This window comes from Streptomyces sp. NPDC006687 (genome assembly GCF_040636215.1).
Lineage (GTDB): Bacteria > Actinomycetota > Actinomycetes > Streptomycetales > Streptomycetaceae > Streptomyces.
In genome coordinates this window covers 200,202-217,707 of record NZ_JBEYJJ010000010.1, presented here as the reverse complement: position 1 = coordinate 217,707, position 17,506 = coordinate 200,202, and the positions used below count along the sequence as shown (strand labels likewise).

General features: G+C 72.1%; 13 protein-coding genes. 9 read left to right on the top strand and 4 right to left on the bottom strand.

Translation table 11 applies throughout. The annotated features are described in order from the left end of the window. Nucleotides 1–542: 542 nt before the first annotated feature. Entirely contained in the window at nucleotides 543–944 is a 402-nt protein-coding gene (locus ABZ716_RS15795; RefSeq protein ID WP_358813160.1) for an ATP-binding protein, read from the top strand. Between the two features lie 85 nt (nucleotides 945–1,029). Here ABZ716_RS15795 and ABZ716_RS15790 read toward each other — a convergent pair whose 3' ends face one another. Beyond that, nucleotides 1,030–2,118 carry a DUF2637 domain-containing protein gene (locus tag ABZ716_RS15790; RefSeq protein WP_358959425.1) on the bottom strand — a complete coding sequence of 363 codons (1,089 nt, stop codon included), beginning with the start codon at nucleotides 2,116–2,118 and terminating at the stop codon, nucleotides 1,030–1,032. 422 nt (nucleotides 2,119–2,540) lie between these two features. On the opposite strand from ABZ716_RS15790, the gene ABZ716_RS15785 reads away from it, so the two are divergent. Next, entirely contained in the window at nucleotides 2,541–3,200 is a 660-nt protein-coding gene (locus ABZ716_RS15785; protein WP_358959423.1) for a GntR family transcriptional regulator, read from the top strand. An 11-nt stretch (nucleotides 3,201–3,211) separates the two neighbouring features. Here the strand turns inward: ABZ716_RS15785 and ABZ716_RS15780 are convergent, their stop codons facing one another. Both ABZ716_RS15780 and ABZ716_RS15775 read right to left on the bottom strand, forming a co-directional pair. Beyond that, nucleotides 3,212–3,985: a hypothetical protein gene (locus ABZ716_RS15780; protein WP_358813163.1), complete on the bottom strand. Its 774-nt coding sequence runs from the start codon at nucleotides 3,983–3,985 to the stop codon at nucleotides 3,212–3,214. A gap of 166 nt (nucleotides 3,986–4,151) precedes the next feature. Further along, nucleotides 4,152–5,828: a PucR family transcriptional regulator ligand-binding domain-containing protein gene (locus ABZ716_RS15775; RefSeq protein WP_351879585.1), complete on the bottom strand. Its 1,677-nt coding sequence runs from the start codon at nucleotides 5,826–5,828 to the stop codon at nucleotides 4,152–4,154. Nucleotides 5,829–6,081: 253 nt separating this feature from the next. Between ABZ716_RS15775 and ABZ716_RS15770 the strand changes: the two genes are divergently transcribed. From ABZ716_RS15770 to ABZ716_RS15740, 7 genes are all read left to right on the top strand, one after another. Continuing rightward, complete coding sequence (locus ABZ716_RS15770) at nucleotides 6,082–6,975, top strand: FAD binding domain-containing protein (RefSeq protein WP_358813164.1); 894 nt, start codon at nucleotides 6,082–6,084, stop codon at nucleotides 6,973–6,975. A gap of 2 nt (nucleotides 6,976–6,977) precedes the next feature. Beyond that, the gene (locus ABZ716_RS15765) at nucleotides 6,978–7,577 is read left to right on the top strand and encodes a (2Fe-2S)-binding protein (protein ID WP_351879590.1); all 600 of its coding nucleotides are present in this window, start codon (nucleotides 6,978–6,980) and stop codon (nucleotides 7,575–7,577) included. Between the two features lie 2 nt (nucleotides 7,578–7,579). After that, complete coding sequence (gene pucD / locus ABZ716_RS15760; protein ID WP_358813165.1) at nucleotides 7,580–9,979, top strand: xanthine dehydrogenase subunit D; 2,400 nt, start codon at nucleotides 7,580–7,582, stop codon at nucleotides 9,977–9,979. A 326-nt stretch (nucleotides 9,980–10,305) separates the two neighbouring features. After that, the gene (locus ABZ716_RS15755) at nucleotides 10,306–11,766 is read left to right on the top strand and encodes an NCS2 family permease (RefSeq protein ID WP_358813166.1); all 1,461 of its coding nucleotides are present in this window, start codon (nucleotides 10,306–10,308) and stop codon (nucleotides 11,764–11,766) included. Between the two features lie 118 nt (nucleotides 11,767–11,884). After that, nucleotides 11,885–13,048, top strand: a complete 1,164-nt coding sequence (locus ABZ716_RS15750) for an XdhC/CoxI family protein (protein WP_358813167.1) — start codon at nucleotides 11,885–11,887, stop codon at nucleotides 13,046–13,048. Nucleotides 13,049–13,172: 124 nt separating this feature from the next. Further along, nucleotides 13,173–14,447 carry a YncE family protein gene (locus ABZ716_RS15745; RefSeq protein WP_358959420.1) on the top strand — a complete coding sequence of 425 codons (1,275 nt, stop codon included), beginning with the start codon at nucleotides 13,173–13,175 and terminating at the stop codon, nucleotides 14,445–14,447. 79 nt (nucleotides 14,448–14,526) lie between these two features. Next, nucleotides 14,527–15,060 carry a septum formation family protein gene (locus tag ABZ716_RS15740; protein ID WP_358959417.1) on the top strand — a complete coding sequence of 178 codons (534 nt, stop codon included), beginning with the start codon at nucleotides 14,527–14,529 and terminating at the stop codon, nucleotides 15,058–15,060. Here ABZ716_RS15740 and ABZ716_RS15735 read toward each other — a convergent pair. After that, nucleotides 15,000–17,282, bottom strand: a complete 2,283-nt coding sequence (locus tag ABZ716_RS15735) for a germacradienol/geosmin synthase (protein WP_358959415.1) — start codon at nucleotides 17,280–17,282, stop codon at nucleotides 15,000–15,002. The genes ABZ716_RS15740 and ABZ716_RS15735 overlap by 61 nt on opposite strands. Between the last annotated feature and the right edge of the window lie 224 nt (nucleotides 17,283–17,506).

The following is a 17,506-nucleotide window of genomic DNA, read 5'->3' as shown; positions in this document are numbered from 1 at the left end:
CCACCGGCGACGGCGGTCTGTCCGTGCCGGTAGGAGTTTTCCTCCCCTCCGTGCAGTACGGGCCGCCCGTCAAAGTGCTCCTCTTCGGCGGTCCACCCCGCACGCCGGACCGGAGCACCTGCCGGTTTCCGGCCTCCGTCCCACCGGAGGCCGGGCGGCGCTCCCGGCCGGCGCCGCCCGGCGGCCGCTGCGGTCGACGCCCGTGGCCCGGGCCGCGGGGCTGTCGGTTCCCCCGGGGCGGCGGTGCCCGGAGCGTGACCGGATCCGCACCCCCTGGGCGCCCCGACCCCGTCTGCCGGGCCGCGGCCGGGGGACTGAGGGTGGCCGGAACCCGCCGGTACGGGCCGGTCCGGCCCCCGAGGGCCAAGGAGTGTGGACCCGTCCCGGGGGCATGCATCCCGTAGACCTGTTCGACCGTCAGGCCCGGACACAGTGATACGGATACGGGGAGGTACATCGCCGTGCGCGTGGGGGCGAAGACCGGAAAGCAGTGGCGGAGGGGGCGCCCGGTGGCGCGCGAACCGTCACCGGACCAGACACGGATGACGCGCAGCGTGCCCCGGGCCGATCTGCGGGCGGTGGGCCAGGTCCGCCGGGACCTGCGGGAGCTGCTCCGGCACCGCTGCCGGGCCGGGACGGCCGAGGTGGCCGAACTGCTGGTCACCGAGCTTGTCACCAACGCCCTCGTCCACACGGAAGGGGGAGCCGAGGTGTCCGCGAGCGTCAGCGACGCCCGCTTACGGGTCGAGGTCCGCGACGGCGCCACCCGCCCGCCCCGGCCGCACGTACCGTCCGCCGACGACGGTACGCACGGACGGGGGCTGGTCCTGGTCGAGGCGCTGGCCGACACCTGGGGCGTCGACCCGCCGGCACTGGGCCCCGGCAAGGTGGTCTGGTTCGAGCTGGAGGACGTCCCGGATGACGTCCTGGAGGACGCCGGGTAACGGCGGCGGCTCCCGGCATACGACAGCGGGGCCGCCCGGAGGCCGCCCCGCCGCGGGAGGACCGGCGGTCCGGCCGCCGGGCCGTTCAGCCGAACTGCTGCTCGAGATCCTTCAGCTTGCGCTCCAGGGAGTCGAGGCGGGGAATGGTCTGGGTGTCGTCCTCGGCGGTGAGGTCGACCGTCCGGGGACCGGCCGGATCAGCGGTCTCGGCTGCGCTCACGGCTTGCAGGGAGGGCCTTCTGGGGGATCCTGCCAGGGGGAGCTGGGAGAGAGGGGGCAGCTGTTCCGGTTCCGATATGGCCGGCTCCGCGCCGGTCGGCGCGGAGCCCGTCCCCGGGGCCAGCCCCGGCAGATCGACCTGACGCGCCCGCGCCCGCCCGAACGCCCGGTTCTGCCGGCCCAGCGCCCTGATGCGGGCGCGGTCCAGACGGTGCTGCTCCCGCCTGCGGTGCCGGTCCTGCTCCCGCTCCTTCTTGTCCTCCCGTACCTCGTCGACGGCTTCGTCGAGCGTGCGTACGCCTTCCAGCAGCATCAGCGACCAGGCGCCGAAGGTCTCCCGGGGAGCCCGCAGCCAGCGGACCATACGGATCTGCGGCAGCGGGCGGGGGATGAGGCCCTGCTCGCGCAGCGCCGCCCGGCGGGTCTGCTTGAGCGCGCGGTCGAAGAGCACGGCCGCCGAGAGCGACATCCCCGCGAAGAACTGCGGCGCGCCGTCGTGGCCCGAACCGCGGGGCGCGTGCACCCAGTTGAACCAGGCCGCCGCTCCCGCGAACAGCCAGACCAGCATCCGGGACCCCAGGGCGGCGTCGCCGTGGCTGGCCTCGCGGACCGCGAGGACCGAGCAGAACATGGCGGCGCCGTCGAGGCCGAAGGGGACCAGGTACTCCCAGCCGCCGGAGAGGTTCAGGTTCTGCCGGCCGAAGCCGACCAGCCCGTGGAAGGAGAGCGCGGCGGCCACCGCCGCGCAGCAGAACAGCAGGACGTACGAGGCGGTCCCGTAGACGGCCTCCTTGCGCCGGCGCCGCTCCTCGCTGCGCTCCCAGCTGTCCTCGGCCGCCGCGGCCTTCTCGCTCTCCCGCTTGCCCCGGGCCAGCACCGCCACTGCCGCAAGCACGCCCAGGATCAACAGGCTGCCGGGCAGCAGCCAGTCCAGCGATATGTCGGTCAGTCTCATGCGGTGTCCCTTGCCTCGCGTATGCGGCTTTCCGGGCGTCATAGTGGCGCAGCCGGTCCGTGGTGCACGTGGGTTTCGGGTCAAGTGGACGCCAACGGGGGGCGGGTGCCGTCGGATAGGGTGTTGTGTCTCGAACTCCCTTACGGAAAAGCAGAGTTGTGTTCGAATCCGGTTCACTCGACCGGGTGGGTTCCGGTCCCGGGGGCATCGGTACGGCCGTGGGCGCTGAGGGGGGCCGTCACCGGGCGGTATGGCCGCCGCCGGCGGTCGGCCGGCCCCCGGTCCCCGCCGGCGCGTCCCCGGCCCGCGCGGGAGCGAGGTCGCGGCGCTCGCCGATGTGAGCGATGCCGCAATCCGGGCCGGAGGCGCAGCCGGGGCCGTCGCCTATCCTCGGAACCGGTCGAGACCCGGAGGAGGACCGAGTGTACGAAGCGGCCCCTGCCCTTCCGGCGGTGCCCGCGCAGAAGGTGCTGCGGCATTCGGTGCGCGGACAGGTGCTCCGCGCGCTGCGCGCGGCGCTGGTCGACGGCGAGCTGGTGCCGGGGGAGATCTACTCGGGCCCGGCGCTCGGCGAGCGCTTCGGGGTCTCCGCCACCCCCGTCCGCGAGGCGATGCAGCAGCTGGCGCTGGAGGGGGCGGTGGAATGCCTGCCCAACCGGGGCTTCCGGGTGGTGGCCCGTACCTCCCGGACCCTGGCGGAGCTGGCCGAGGTACGGGCCCTGATCGAGGTCCCGGTGATGCTGCGGCTGGCCCGCTCGGTGCCGGCCGCCGCCTGGGAGGCGCTGCGCCCGGCCGCCCTGGCGACGGCCGAGGCGGCCGCCGCCGGGGACGTGCCGGCGTACGGGGAGGCGGACCGGGCCTTCCACCGCGCGGTGCTCTCGCTGGCGGACAACGGGCAGCTGGTGCAGATCGCCGAGGAGCTCCACCGGCGGGCGCAGTGGCCGCTGCCGGGCGCCCCACGGGTGCGGCGGGCCGACCTGGTGGCCGACGCGGCCGAGCACTCGGCGCTCTTGGAGGCCCTGATCGCCCGGGACCTCCCGGTGGTGGAGTCCCTGGTCCGCGAGCACTTCGCCGGCGCGTAGGGGGCCGCGCGTCAGGGAAGGGCCGGCTGGAGCTGGTCCGCGAGCCAGGTGGGGATGCCGCCCAGGAGGTGGAACAGGCGGCGGGCCTCCGCCCGCAGCCGGGCGGCCTCCGGTTCCGGTTCGGCCTCGGCCAGGGCCGCCAGGGCGGGGGCCGTGCCGACGAGGAACCCCAGGTCCTCCCGGATCCGCAGGGACTCCGCGAAGCCCTTGCGGGCCTCGGCGACCTCACCGTCCCGCAGGGACAGCGCGGCCAGGTGGCGCCAGGTGAAGGACAGCAGCAGCGTGTCCCCGTGGGCCTCGGCCCCGGCGTGGGCGCGGTGGTAGGCCGGCCGGGCCGCCTGCGGGGCGTCCGCGAGGTGCTCGGCGACCAGACCCCGCCGGAAGTCCAGCAGCGGGCGGGTGCGCGAGGCCGGGGACAGCAGCGCCGCCGCCCGGCCGAGCGCCGAGCGGGCCTCGTCCGCCCGGTCCCGGACGCCGAGCACCGTCGCGGCGTAGGCCAGGTGGCCCCGCTCGCAGGCCGCCGCCCCGCGTTCGTCGTCGTCCCGGGCCGCGGCCTCCGCCACCCGGAGCGCGTCCTCCGCCTCGCTCCAGCCCTGCCCGGTGAACAGGCACCGTTCCACCAGGAGCCCGGTCCGCTGGACCGCCGCCCCGGCCTCGTGCGCGTACGGCGCCAGCAGGGCCGCCGCGTCCGTCCAACAGCCGCGCGAGCGCAGCCGCCATATCGCCCGCTGGAGGGGGTCGTCGCCCCCCGTTGATCCCGCACCGGACATGGCGGTATCCGCCACATTGCCCTCCCCGAAGCAACCAAGCAGCACGTCGTTGAGCCCTGGGGCGAAATGAGAGCACGGATCGGCTGCATCGGCCAAGGGGTCGGGTGAACTCTTTCACAAAGTCCGGACGGTTCGTCAGCGGCCCCGTCCGGTTCCTCGCGCCACCCCGCCGGTGATTCGCTCAGCTCATGCGCAGTGCCAGGAAGAAGTCCAGCTTGTCCTCCAGCCGCGAGAGGTCGCGCGCCGTCAGCTGCTCGATTCGCCCGACCCGGTAGCGCAGCGTGTTGACGTGCAGGTGCAGGCGCGTCGCGCAGCGGGTCCAGGAGCCGTCGCAGTCGAGGAACGCCTCCAGGGTCGGGATGAGCTCCGCCCGGTGCCGGCGGTCGTAGTCCCGCAGCGGGTCCAGCAGCCGGGCCGTGAAGGCGCGGCGTACGTCGTCCGGCACGAACGGCAGCAGCAGCACGTGCGAGGCGAGCTCGTGGTGGCCCGCGGCGCAGACCCGGCCGGGCCGGGCGGCGGCGACCCGGCGGGCGTGCCGGGCCTCCTCCAGCGCCCCGCGCAGCCCCTCGGCGGAGTGCACCGCCGCGCTGACACCCAGCGTGAGCCGGCCGTCACCGTCCAGGCCGGCCGCCAGGGGTTCGCGTACGGACGCCAGCAGCACATCGGCGTGCAGGGCCGAGTCGGGTCCCTTGTCCTCACCGGAGTCGCCGGGGAGCGCGGGCAGCGGCACCAGGGCGATGGCCTCGTCACCCGCATGGGCCACCGCGATCCGGTCGGACGGCTCCGGGCCGGACAGCGACGGGTCGACCAGGATCTCCTCCAGCAGCGACTGGGCCACCGGGCCGCCGGGGATGTCCCCGCCGTCCCAGTCCACCCGCGCCACGACGACCTGCCAGTGCGGGGCGGAGCCCAGCCCGGGCAGCAGCACCGGCGCGGCCACCCGCAGGCGGGCGGCGATCTCGGCGGGCGGGGCGCCCGTCTGGACCAGCTCCAGCACCTCCTGCGCCAGTCGGCGGCGCACCGTACGGGCCGCGTCGCGGCGGTCCCGCTCGACGGCGATCAGCTGGGTGACGCCCTGGAGCAGATCGAGCCGTTCGGCGGGCCAGTCGCCCGCGTCCGCCTCGACGGCCAGCAGCCAGTCGGACAGCACGTTCTCGCGCACGTCACGGGCGCCGGGCCCCTGGCCCCGGCCCGCTCCCCTGATCGGGAAGAGGGAGTACGTAATACCCTGAAGGGACATCCGGTGCGGGCCCCTGCGGCCGGTCCGGACCGCCGCCAGGTGTTCGCTCGCCAGCGTCGCGCAGAGGCCCGGGGCCAGGGGCTCGCCCGCCCCGGCGATCTGCCGTCCGGTGGGGGAGAGCACCCAGGCCCGCAGATCGAGGTCCGTGGTGAGCAGATCCAGCACCACATCGGGTCCACCGCCCGCCGGCCCCGAGGTCATCAGCCGCCGGTGCCGGTCGACCACGGCCGCGAGGTCGCCCGCGCGCTCACCGGAGACCTGCCGCACCACGTACTCCGTGATGGTGGCGAACGCAACGTCCTCGTTGACGGCGAACAGCGGCAGCCGATTGCGCCGACAGGCTGAAACGAGATCATCGGGGATGTCGCCCAATTCCGCCTCACCGGCCGCGAGCCCCGCGACCCCCGCGCTCGCGAGGATTCGTACGAAAGGCTCGGAGTCGGCTGAATTTCTTCGCCATGCCAGGCCCGTGAGGACGAGTTCTCCTCCGGAGAGATATCGGCTGGGATCCCTCAGGTCGGTCGTCATGACCCCGCGGACCGTCCGGTCGAGTTCTTCCTCGCCGCCCAGCAGCCGCAGCCCCAGCGCCTCGGTTTCCAGCAGTGCGCGCAGCCGCATGATGTCGCCGCCGATCTGTCTCGAATGTTGCCGTTGGAAATCGGGCAGGTCGTCGCATCCTGCCTTTCATACGAATCTACAAGACGAGGGAGGCACCCAGCCAACTCCTTCATGGTTTCGGTGACTGCACCCCGGGACCCCTGGCTTGTGTACTGGCTCCACACCGCGTTAACAGCACGTGAACGACCAGTCGAGGGCCGCTTGGCCTCCTGGCTTGAAGTGAACGGCCCGACTAAGAAGAAGAGAGCCGCACATGGACTTCCTTCGCCCCGCCAGCTGGGAGGAGGCACTCGCCGCCAAGGCCGAGTACCCCACAGCTGTGCCGATTGCGGGTGGCACCGACATCATGGTCGAGATCAACTTCGACCACCGCCGTCCGGAATACCTCCTGGACCTGGGCCGCATCGAGCTGCTGCGGGAGTGGGAGGTCGGCGAGGAGGTCACCGAGCTGGGTGCCTCCGTTCCGTACACCCAGATCATGGAGAACCTGCGCGGCACGCTGCCGGGTCTCGCGCTCGCCTCGCACACGGTCGCGTCCCCGCAGATCCGCAACCGCGGCGGCGTCGGCGGCAACCTCGGTTGCGCCTCGCCCGCCGGTGACTCCCACCCCGCGCTGCTGGCCGCCGGCTGCGAGGTCGAGGTGGAGTCCGTACGCGGTTCCCGGATGATCCCGATCGACGAGTTCTACACCGGTGTCAAGCGCAACGCGCTCGCCGCCGACGAGCTCATCAAGTCGGTCCACATCAAGAACGCCACCGGGCCCCAGCAGTACTCGAAGGTCGGCACCCGCAACGCGATGGTCATCGCGGTGTGCGGCTTCGGCCTCGCGCTGCACCCCGACACCCGCACGGTCCGTACGGGCATCGGCTCGGCCGCCCCGACCCCGGTCCGGGCGAAGGCCGCCGAGGAGTTCCTGAACGCCGCGCTCGAAGAGGGCGGTTTCTGGGACAACGGCAAGGTCATCACCCCGTCGATCGCCAAGCAGTTCGGTGAGCTCGCCTCCGGCGCCTGCAACCCGATCGACGACGTCCGCGGCACGGCGAAGTACCGCCGTCACGCGGTTGGCATCCTTGCTCGCCGCCAGCTCGTCTGGACCTGGGAGCAGTACCGCGGCACCAACGGCCGCTCGCTTGAAGGGGCTGCGTAACCATGCGCGTCAATTTCACCGTCAACGGTCGTCCGCAGGAAGCCGACGACGTCTGGGAGGGCGAGTCCCTCCTGTACGTGCTGCGTGAGCGCCTGGGCCTGCCCGGCTCGAAGAACGCCTGCGAGCAGGGCGAGTGCGGTTCCTGCACCGTCCGCCTCGACGGCGTACCGGTCTGTTCCTGCCTGGTCGCGGCCGGTCAGGTCGAGGGCCGCGACGTGGTGACCGTCGAGGGCCTGGCCGACTTCGCCAAGCAGCGCGAGGAGCACGGCCACGCCTGCGGCACCGGCGCCTGCGGCGGCGGCAAGGGCGTGTCCACGGACGAGGCCAGGCAGTGGTCCGCCAAGGGCACCGACTCCCAGACCGGCGAGGGCACCGAACTCTCCAACATCCAGCAGGCGTTCATCGACGCCGGCGCCGTGCAGTGCGGTTTCTGCACCCCGGGTCTGCTCGTGCAGGCCGACGCGCTGCTGGAGAGCAACGCGTCCCCGTCCGACCAGGACATCCGTGAGGCCCTGTCCGGCAACCTCTGCCGCTGCACGGGCTACGAGAAGATTCTCGACGCGGTCCGCCTCGCGGCCGCCCGTCAGGGAGAGGCTGTCTGATCATGGCCAACACCCGTACCACGCCTTCCGGGACCCCGACGAACGTCACCCAGAAGCACACCCAGGGCGGCATCGGCGAGTCCACCCTCCGCCCGGACGGCACCCTCAAGGTCACCGGTGAGTTCGCGTACTCCTCGGACATGTGGCACGAGGACATGCTGTGGGGCCAGACCCTGCGCAGCACCGTCGCCCACGCCGAGATCGTCTCCATCGACATCTCCGAGGCCCTGGCCATGCCGGGCGTCTACTCGGTGCTGACGTACGACGACCTGCCGGCCGAGATGAAGAACTACGGCCTGGAGATCCAGGACACTCCCGTCCTGGCCAACGGCCGCGTACGCCACCACGGCGAGCCGGTCGCCCTCGTGGCCGCCGACCACCCCGAGACCGCCCGCCGCGCGGCCGCCAAGATCAAGATCGACTACAGGGAGCTGCCGCTCGTCACGGACGAGGCGTCCGCCCTCGCCGCCGACGCGCCGCTGATCCACCCGGGCCGCGACGACCACCACTCCGGTCACGTCCCGCACCCGAACATCGTGCACCGCCAGCCGATCATCCGCGGCGACGTGGAGGAGGCCCGCAAGCGGGCCGATGTGATCGTCGAGGGCGAGTACACCTTCGGCATGCAGGACCAGGCGTTCCTCGGTCCGGAGTCCGGCCTCGCCGTGCCCGCCGAGGACGGTGGTGTCGACCTGTACGTCGCCACCCAGTGGCTGCACTCGGACCTCAAGCAGATCGCCCCCGTCCTCGGCCTGCCCGAGGAGAAGGTGCGCATGACGCTCTCCGGCGTCGGCGGTGCCTTCGGCGGCCGCGAGGACATCTCGATGCAGATCCACGCCTGCCTCCTGGCCCTGGCCACGAACAAGCCGGTCAAGATCGTCTACAACCGGTTCGAGTCCTTCTTCGGCCACGTGCACCGCCACCCGGCGAAGCTCTGGTACGAGCACGGCGCCACCAAGGACGGCAAGATCACGCACATGAAGTGCCGGATCGTGCTGGACGGCGGCGCCTACGCCTCGGCCTCCCCGGCCGTCGTCGGCAACGCCTCCTCCCTCTCGGTGGGCCCGTACGTCATCGACGACGTGGACATCGAGGCCATCGCGCTCTACACGAACAACCCGCCCTGCGGCGCGATGCGCGGCTTCGGAGCCGTCCAGGCGTGCTTCGCGTACGAGGCCCAGATGGACAAGCTCGCGGCGAAGCTGGGCATGGACCCGGTCGAGTTCCGCCAGCTCAACGCCATGGAGATGGGCACGATCATGCCCACCGGCCAGGTCGTGGACTCCCCGGCGCCGGTCGCCGAGCTGCTGCGGCGGGTCAAGGCCCGCCCGCTGCCGCCGGAGCGCCAGTGGGAGACCGCCGGCGAGGCCGCGGACCTGCGCGCGCTGCCCGGCGGCCTGTCGAACACCACGCACGGCGAGGGCGTCGTCCGCGGCGTCGGCTACGCGGTCGGCATCAAGAACGTCGGCTTCTCCGAGGGCTTCGACGACTACTCCACCGCCCGCGTGCGCCTGGAGGTCATCAACGGCGAGCCCGTCGCGATGGTCCACACGGCCATGGCGGAGGTCGGCCAGGGCGGTGTCACCGTCCACGCGCAGATCGCCCGTACCGAGCTGGGCGTCACACAGGTGACCATCCACCCGGCCGACACGCAGGTCGGCTCCGCCGGTTCCACGTCCGCCTCGCGGCAGACGTACATGACCGGTGGCGCCGTGAAGAACACCTGTGAGGCCGTGCGCGAGGCGCTGCTGGAGATGGGCCGCCGCAAGAACGGCTCCTACCACCCGGCGTGGGCCCAGGCCGAGCTCCTCCTGGAGGCCGGCAAGGTCGTCACGGACGGCGGTGAGGTCCTCGCGGACATCGCCGACATCCTGGAGGACGAGGCCATCGACCTCGAACTCGAGTTCCGCCACCGCCCCACCGTCGCGTTCGACCTGGTCACCGGCCAGGGCGACGGCCACGTCCAGTACACCTTCGCCGCGCACCGCGCGGTCGTCGAGGTGGACACCGAGCTCGGCCTGGTCAAGGTCGTGGAACTGGCGACCGCCCAGGACGTCGGCAAGGCGCTCAACATGCTCTCCGTCGTGGGCCAGATCCAGGGTGGCACCACCCAGGGCCTCGGCGTGGCGGTCATGGAAGAGATCATCGTGGACCCGAAGACCGCGAAGGTGCGCAACCCCTCCTTCACGGACTACCTGATCCCGACCATCCTCGACACCCCGACCATCCCGGTCGACGTCCTGGAGCTCGCCGACCCCAACGCCCCCTACGGCCTGCGCGGTCTGGGCGAGGCCCCGACCCTGTCGTCCACCCCCGCCGTCCTCGCGGCGATCCGGGCGGCGACCGGCCTGGAGCTCAACAAGACGCCGATCCGTCCGGAAGCCCTCACCGGGACCCTCTAGACGCCGGCCGGTCCGGGGGCCGCGAGGCCCCCGGACCCCCCCCGACTCTCCGGGCGGTGCGGCACACGGGAACGTCACACTTGCCGCCCGCACCGCCCGGAGCACCGAAGTAACCGCACCGCTCGCGGTCCGCTTCACCGCAGTACCCCTGCGAACCCCCCCCACGTAGTAGCAAGCGGTCACCCCGTACTACCCGCAGTACACGCAGTGCACCATTCGCGTCGCCTCGGGCCGTCACCCCGGGTCGTGCAGCCAACGCATTTTCCCAAATCCCGCGTCTCCAATCTTTATGCGGGTGCCCCTTTGAACCTTGGGAGTCAGGCACCATGACCCAGTCGTCTGTGGAGCCCAAGACCACCGCGGAAGAGGCCGGCGACGGCACTCGCAATCCCGCTGGGCGTTCTTGGCTCGACCGGTACTTTCACATCACCCATAGAGGGTCGAACCTCGGCAATGAGATTCGTGGCGGCGTCACGACCTTCATGGCGATGGCGTACATCCTCCTGCTCAACCCGCTGATCCTCTCCGGCAAGGACGCCGCCGGAGACACGATGAGCCAGAAGGCCCTGATCACGGCCACCGCCTTCGCCGCGGCCGCGACCACCCTCCTGATGGGCTTCATCGGCAAGGTCCCGCTGGCCCTCGCCGCCGGCCTGTCCGTCTCCGGCGTCCTGTCCTCGCAGGTGGCCCCCCACATGACCTGGCCGCAGGCCATGGGCATGTGCGTGATGTACGGCGTCGTGATCTGTCTCCTGGTCGTCACCGGCCTCCGCGAGATGATCATGAACGCCATCCCCCTCGCGCTCAAGCACGCGATCACCATGGGCATCGGCATGTTCGTGGCGCTCATCGGCCTCGTGAAGGCGGGCTTCGTCCACGCCTCCCAGGGCGGTGGCCCGGTCACGCTCGGCCCCGCCGGTGAGCTCGCCGGCTGGCCCGTGCTGCTGTTCTGCATCACCCTGCTCGCCATCTTCATGCTCCAGGCCCGCCGGGTCCCCGGCGCGATCCTGATCGGCATCGTCGGCGGCACCGTTCTCGCCGTCCTGCTGAACGCCGTCGCGGACATCGACCCCAAGGCGTGGCGCAGCGGTCCGCCGGCGCTCAACGGCTCCGCGATATCGATGCCCGACTTCTCCCTCTTCGGCCACGTCGAGTTCGGCGGCTGGGGCGAGGTCGGTGCGATGACCATCGGCATGATCGTCTTCACCCTGGTGCTCGCCGGCTTCTTCGACGCCATGGCCACGATCATCGGCGTCGGCACCGAGGCCAAGCTCGCCGACGAACAGGGCCGGATGCCGGGCCTGTCCAAGGCCCTGTTCATCGACGGTGCCGGCGGCGCCCTCGGCGGCATCGCCGGCGGCTCCGGCCAGACGGTCTTCGTCGAGTCCGCGACCGGCGTCGGTGAGGGTGCCCGCACAGGTCTCGCCTCCGTCGTCACCGGCCTGTTCTTCGCCGCCTGCCTCTTCTTCACCCCGATCACGCAGATCGTCCCGGGTGAGGTCGCCTCCGCGGCGCTGGTGGTCATCGGCGCGATGATGATGCAGAACGCCCGCCACGTGGACTGGGCCGACGCGGCCACCGCGATCCCGGTCTTCCTGACCGTCGTGATCATGCCGTTCACCTACCAGATCACGGCCGGTGTCGCCGCCGGTGTCATCTCCTACACCGCCATCAAGGTGGCCCAGGGCAAGGCCCGGGAGATCGGCGGCTTCATGTGGGCGCTGACCGGGGTGTTCCTGGTCTTCTACGCCCTCCACCCGATCGAGGGCTGGCTCGGCGTCAAGTAGGACCGCCGAACCGGCACCCGGCCCGGCCGGACCCCAGCGCCCCGGCGCCGGGGTCCGGCCGGGCCACCACCCTTCACGCAACCCATACTGGAAACGAACCTCTCCGAGGAGGCCGCACATGCTGGACATCGCCGAAGAACTGAACCGGTGGGTCGAGCAGGGACGTGACTTCGCCGTGGCCACCGTGGTGGCGGTCGGCGGCAGCGCGCCCCGGCAGCCCGGAGCCGCCCTCGCCGTCGACAGCGAGGGCACGGCCATCGGCTCGGTCTCCGGCGGCTGCGTGGAGGGCGCGGTGTACGACCTGTGCCGGCAGGCCCTGGAAGACGGCGAGACCGTCCGGGAACGCTTCGGCTACAGCGACGACGACGCCTTCGCCGTGGGCCTGACCTGCGGCGGAATCATCGACATCCTGGTCACCCCGGTGCCGGCGGGCTCCCCCGTGCGCGAGACCCTGGCCACCGCCCTGCGCGCCGCCTCCCGGGGCGAGGCGGCGGCCCTGGCCCGGATAGCCGAGGGCCCGGCCGAGCTCATGGGCCGCGCGGTGGTGGTCCTCGCCGACGGCACCTTCGAAGGCGGCTTCGGCGGCCACCCCGAACTCGACCGCACCCTCGCCGAGGAGGCCCGCGCCATGCTCGACGCCGGCCGGACCGGCGTGCTGGAGATCGGCGCGGACGGCCGGCTCTGCGGCGAGCCGCTCAAGGTGCTGGTCGAGTCCAGCGTCCCGCCCCCGCGGATGATCGTCTTCGGGGCCATCGACTTCGCCTCCGCCCTGGTGCGGATCGGCAAGTTCCTCGGCTACCACGTGACCCTGTGCGACGCCCGGCCCGTCTTCGCCACGAAGCAGCGCTTCCCCGAGGCCGACGAGGTCGTGGTCGACTGGCCCCACCGCTACCTGGAGGCCCAGGCCGGGTCCGGCGGCGTCGACGCCCGTACCGTCCTGTGCGTCCTCACCCACGACGCCAAGTTCGACGTCCCGCTCCTCGAACTGGCCCTGCGGCTCCCCGTCGCCTACGTCGGTGCCATGGGCTCCCGCCGCACCCACGAGGACCGCAACAAGCGGCTGCGCGAGGTCGGCGTCACCGAGCTCGAACTGGCCCGGCTGCGCTCCCCGATCGGCCTGGACCTGGGCGCCCGCTCCCCCGAGGAGACCGCGCTGTCCATCGCCGCCGAGATCGTGGCCAACCGCCGCGGCGGCTCCGGGGCGGCCCTGACCGGCGCGCACATCCCGATCCACCGGGACTCCTCCCAGACGGTCGTCAGCCGCATCGGCTCGGTCGCCTGAGGAAGCCCGGGCCTGCGAACGGCCGGAGTGACAGAAGGCGCACCCTCCTGGGGGTTGCGCCTTCTTCTCGTCCCGCCTACTTTACCGCCCGGTAACGGCGCTACCTCGCAACGGAGTTGAGCGGATGTCCCGGTACGGTCGTCTCACCCCCCGTCTCCTGTGTGCCCTCGCGCTTGCGGGTGTCGCGGGCCTCGCCGGCCTCGCGTCCGCCCCCGGCCCGGCCGCCGCGGCGCCCTCCGCCGCCGGAGCGGGGCTGCGGCAGGTGCTCCTCGTCGGCAACAACTGGGACGGCACCGCCGATGTGCTCGCCTCCACCGGCGACCTCGCCCGCGTCGGCAGGATCAACGTGATCCCCGACAAGGAGGAACGGCTCCGGGAGATCTACCTCAACCCCGTGAAGCTCGGCTTCTTCCTCGGCATCCGTGCCACCGCGGGGGAGGGGCACGACCAGTTCGCCGACGACATGTACACCACCCCCGACGGGTCGGCGGTGGTCGTCTCGCGCCCGAGCTTCGCCGACGTCGTCTCCGTCGACCTGCGGTCCGGCCGGATCAACTGGCGCTTCCCGGTGGCCGGTTACCGCGCCGACCACATGGCCGTCTCGCCCGACGGCACGCGGGTGGCCGTGTCCGCCTCCACCGCCAACACCGTGCACGTCCTGGACGTCGCCACCGGCCGGCAGGTCGGCTCCTTCGCGACCGGCGACAAGCCGCACGAGAACACCTTCACCCAGGGCGGCCGCCTGCTGTGGAACAGCTCCATCGGGGACGTCACCTCCGCCCTCGACGCGCCCTGGCTCGACTGGACGAAGGGCGACCGCAAGCTCACCGTCGTCGACGCGCAGACCTTCCGCACCGTCCGGACCGTCGACATGCGTGAACGGCTGGACGCCTTCGGCCGGCCGGACCTCTCCGACGCCGTCCGCCCGATGGTCTTCACCCCCGACGAGTCCACGCTCTACTTCCAGGTGTCCTTCTTCAACGGCCTCGTGGAGTACGACACGGCCGCCGACCGGATCACCCGGGTCAAGACCCTCCCCGAGAACCCGGCCACCAGCACCGACCGCACCACCTGGGTCAACGACTCCCGCCACCACGGCCTGTCCATCAGCCCCGACGGGACCAAGCTCTGCGTCGCCGGCACCATGGACGACTACGCCACCGTTGTGGACCGCGCCACCCTCGCCGAGGGCCCGCTGGTCCCCGCCGACAAGCCGTACTGGGCCACGGTGGACGGGGACGGCAAGGGCTGCGTGATCTCCGAGAGCGGCGCCGACCGGGTCACCGCCATCGACTTCGCCACCGGGGCCAAGCGGGTCTCCGTCCCCGTCGGCGACCACCCCCAGCGGGTCCGCCTCGGCCGGATCCCGGCGGACTGGAGCGGGCCCGGCTCCCGGTAGGCCCGAGCGGCGGTCCGGGAGTAGCGTGGGAAGCGGAACGGCCACCGCGTCTCACCCCCCAGTGCAAGGAGAGCCGCGCATGTCCAGACTGCCCCGGCCGCCGCGCGCCCGCGCCGTCCACGGCGCCGCCCTCGCGGTCACCCTGCTCCTCGGCATCGGCGGCGTCGGTGTGATCGGCGGCGCCGGTACGGCGTACGGGGCCGGCGCCGCCGACGACCCGGGCGGCGTCGGCGACATCAAGGTGGGCGACTGCTTCAACGCCAGTACCGCTCCGAAGGACTACCAGAACGACAAGGTGACCCAGAGCCCCGTGTCGGTGGACGTCGTCCCCTGTGACACGCCGCACCAGTCGGAGGCGTACGCGGTCCTCACCCTGCCGGACGGGCCCTACCCGGGCGCGGCGAAACTCCTGCCCATCGCCCGCGACAAGTGCGGCGGCAAGACGCTCGCCGACTACGTGGGCCCCCACGCGAAGCTCTCGCCCACGCTGACGGAGTACTTCTTCGGTCCGAGTGCCGACAACTGGACCTCGGGCGACCGGAAGCTGATCTGCTACCTCAGCGAACCCGCGGGCAAGACCACCGGCTCCCTCCGCGCCGCCCCCGCCGCCTGACGCCGCACGCCCCAGGGGCGGGCCGCCGCCATGCCGAAGCCACTGCTCAGGACTGCCGCGGAGAGCCCGTCGCCCCGGTCGCGACGCAGCTCCTCCTCACCGTAACGCCGAACCGACTGGTGCCAGTTGAGGATCGCGGCCAGCCAGTCCTGGAGTTCGCCCACGTACGCGTCGAGCCCGGCGCGGCCGGCGGCGTCCAGCTTCCAGTCCTCGTACAGCACGGGCAGCTGGTGCGCGACGATGTGCTGGAACTCCTCCAGGCGCCGGTTCATGAGGGAGTGGCAGATGTGGAGGGCCTCCGGGTAGCCGATGTCGAAGAAGTTCCTGGTGACGACCAGGTGGTTGTGCATCTCGCCTTCGAACTCCACCTCCTTCTGGTACGAGAAGATGTCGTTCATCAGGCAGGCGACGTCCGCCGCCGCGTTCTCCAGGGAACGGATGGTCCCCGAACCGTAGATCGCCTCGGGAATGCCCCGGCCCTGCCCGAGCCGGCACGTGTACATGGTCAGCCGGGTGCCGAAGGTGCGGCGGCGCATCTCGGCGTAGTCCACCGGGTCGGGCACGCGGCGGTGGGCCTGGTTGTCCACCTCCCAGACCCAGCTCTCCAGCATCTCCACGACGGTGGCCCGGAACTCGGCGCGCACCGCCCGGGACATACCGGCGGCCGTGCGCTGCCACAGGTCCGCGAGGGCGCGTTCCATCGGGATGGCCGGAGCCTCGGGCGGCTCGCCGTCCTCCAGCGGCATCATCGAGACCAGCCGCGCGGTGCCCGCCTTGGCTGCGGCGACGTTCCCGGACTGCCCGAACACCACCGGGTAGTAGTCGTCGGCGTACGTCCCCCAGGTCAGCCAGAGCGTGCCGGTCAGGAGCGCCTCGGCGGTGGCGTCGGGGTCGATGCCGGCGGAGCAGAGGGCGAAGTCGAAGCCGCGCAGCTTCTCCTCGGTCCAGATCGCCGAGCCGGGGTCCCCGGGCTGCGGGTCCAGGAGCCCCATCCGGCGGGCCCAGGCCACCGAACCCTCGCGGGCGGAGGCCAGGTGCGGGCTGAGGGACAGGGCGAAGGGCAGGCGGAGTTCGGGGATGACGGAGGGGCCGGTGGGTTCGAAGGGGGTGAAGGTGAAGGAGCGCCGGCGCATCTCCATTGACCGCCGGGTGAAGACGGAGCCGAGGTCGAAGGCGCTGGTGCCGAGTCCGCTCGGCAGGAAGGGCAGGGACCACCGCGTGGTGGACCGGGCGCCCTCGTTCATGTACCGGCTGGAGACCATGTGCCACTCGTGCCCCCCGGACTGCCAGTCCTGGAGGCCCTTGACATAGGCGAGGACGGCCGCGATCTCGCCCGGGGTGAGCGCGTGTTCGGCGAAGAGCGGGGGGAGTTCGGCGAGGGCGGTCTGCTCGAACTGCTGGAGGCGGGAGGTGATCAGGTCGTTGGTGGTCTCGGCGGCCTGCTGGGTGGAACAGCCGAGGAAGGTCTCCAGCACCAGGACGGCGTTGGACAGTTCGCCCTCGTCGGCGACCTCCCGCTGGTAGGAGAAGAGGTCGTTGCGGAGGTGGACGCCGTCGGAGAAGGCGTCGCGCAGCACGGCCAGCGGCCGCGAGTGCGCCACGCGTGCGGGCACCTCGGCCGCCGCGTACTCCACCAGCCCCGCCGACCAGGGCGCCCCGCCGACCTTCCGCCGCATCTCGATGTATTCGAGGGGGTTGGCCACGCGCCCGATGTTGATGTTGGCGAGCTCCCACATGGACTCGTCGAGCAGGTTCTTGGTGGAGACCGAGAACCTCTCGCGCCAGTCCGCCGACATCGCCGGCACGGTACGCGCCCACAGGTCGGCGAGCCCGGCCTCGACCGGATTGGTCGCCTCCGGGAATCCCCGCGCCAGGTCCATCGGCATGAAGGCCCCGAGCCGGTCGAGGTACGCCTTGGCCCCGTCGCGGTCCTGGGTGCGCTTGTACATCTCCAGGAAGTGGTCGTCGAAGAAGAAGACCCACACGTACCAGTCGGTGATCAGGGACAGGGCCTCGCTGTCGCAGTCGGGGTGCGTGTACGCGCAGAGCAGGGCGTAGTCGTGCGAGTCGAGGTCCCGCTCCTCCCACACCCCTGAGCCCTCCAGCATCCCCAGCCCCCGCGCCCACCGCTTGGTGTGCGCCCTCGCCTCCTCCAGGTGGGGATTCAGCCGCGCCGGATACGGCAGGTAGAACTCGGGCAGGTGAAACGGCTGCTGCGTCACGACGGGGCGGGCCTTTCCTCCAGAACACGGGGACCCGGCCGATCCGGCCCCCCGCACGAGATCAACACGGGCCTACCCAGGCCGCCCGGCGGATACGACCCGGTTCACCACTTCAGGTGACGCGCGAACACGTGTCCGATGCCCGCCCGACGGCGGCTCAGGTGAGCCCCGGCGCGCCCTCCGTGCCGCACCGCAGACAGGACGAGGCCGGCCCGGCCCCTCGC